The organism is Mesorhizobium sp. M7A.F.Ca.CA.001.08.2.1, assembly GCF_003998455.1.
Taxonomy (GTDB): Bacteria; Pseudomonadota; Alphaproteobacteria; order Rhizobiales; family Rhizobiaceae; genus Mesorhizobium; species Mesorhizobium ciceri.
On sequence record NZ_RZPW01001193.1, the window covers coordinates 1 to 1,142 of the forward strand.

At 65.2% G+C, this 1,142-nt stretch carries 1 protein-coding gene and 1 pseudogene; both read left to right on the forward strand.

Going from position 1 to position 1,142, the window contains the following annotated elements:
• Window positions 1–393, forward strand: a pseudogene (locus tag EN914_RS36115) (formylmethanofuran--tetrahydromethanopterin N-formyltransferase); the annotation flags it as partial.
• Window positions 390–1,142, forward strand: a 753-nt coding sequence (locus EN914_RS36120; protein WP_127389721.1) for a formylmethanofuran dehydrogenase subunit C, incomplete at its 3' end; no start/stop codon positions are given. The pseudogene EN914_RS36115 and the gene EN914_RS36120, both read left to right, overlap by 4 nt.

Below are 1,142 nucleotides of genomic sequence, written 5' to 3' on the forward strand. Positions count from 1 at the left end.
GCGCAAAGCAGCGCCAACGCTTTGGCCGCTGCCGAGGCCGCGGTCGGTGCGATCGGCATGGTGCCTGGCGCCATCGTGCCGTTTCCGGGCGGCATTGCCCGTTCGGGTTCCAAGATCGGTGGCAAATACAAAGGCATGATCGCCTCGGCCAACGAAGCCTACGCGCCGACACTGCGCGGCGTCGTCGCGAGTGAACTCGGTCCCGACATCAACGCCGTCCTGGAAATCGTCATCGATGGTGAGACCAATGATGCAGTTGCCGCCGCGATGAAGGCCGGCATCAAGGCTGTCATAGATCTCGGCCCGAAAAGAGGCGCGGTTCGGATCAGCGCCGGCAATTACGGCGGCAAGCTCGGAAAATTCATCTACTCGCTGAAGGATATGCTGCCATGAAGGCGCTGACCTTCACCCTGGTTGCCGAGCCGGCGGAGCGCCTTGACCTATCGCCGCTGACGCCGGAGCGGCTGGCCGGAATCGAAAGGCGCGACGTCGAAAGAATCCAGATCGGCATGTCGAAGCACGGATCGAAGGTGGGCGACATTTTTCGCGTCGCCGGCAGCGATCCGACATACATCGTGTTCGAAGGCGGAAGCACGCGCCTCGACCTTGTGGCGCAAGGCATGCGGGGTGGGTCGGTTCGCCTCGTTGGCAATGCCGGCGCCCAGGCCGGGCGCGCCATGCGCGGTGGCAAGCTCACGATCGAAGGCAATGCGGGTCCACACGCCGGCTCCGGCATGCGCGGCGGCAGGCTTGAGATAACAGGCAATGCCGGCGACCACCTCGGTGCGCCGCTCGTCGGGGAACTGGCCGGCATCAACGGCGGTGTTTTGATCGTCAGGGGCAAAGCGGGCGCCTTCGCCGCGGACCGCATGCGGCGCGGCCTGATCGCGGTGCTGAAAGGCTCCGGCGACCATGCAGGTAGCCGTATGATCGCCGGCACCCTGGTGGTGGCCGGTGGCACCGGTGAGATGCCCGGCTATCTGATGCGTCGCGGTTCGATCCTTCTCGATCGCGCGCCGGCACGCATGTCGCCGAGCTTCGTCGAATGCGGCGCACCCGAAAGCGTCTTCGCCGCCATCATCGATCGTCATCTGATCGGCGAGGGGATTTTGAAACGGCCGCTTCTGGGGAACGCACCGCGC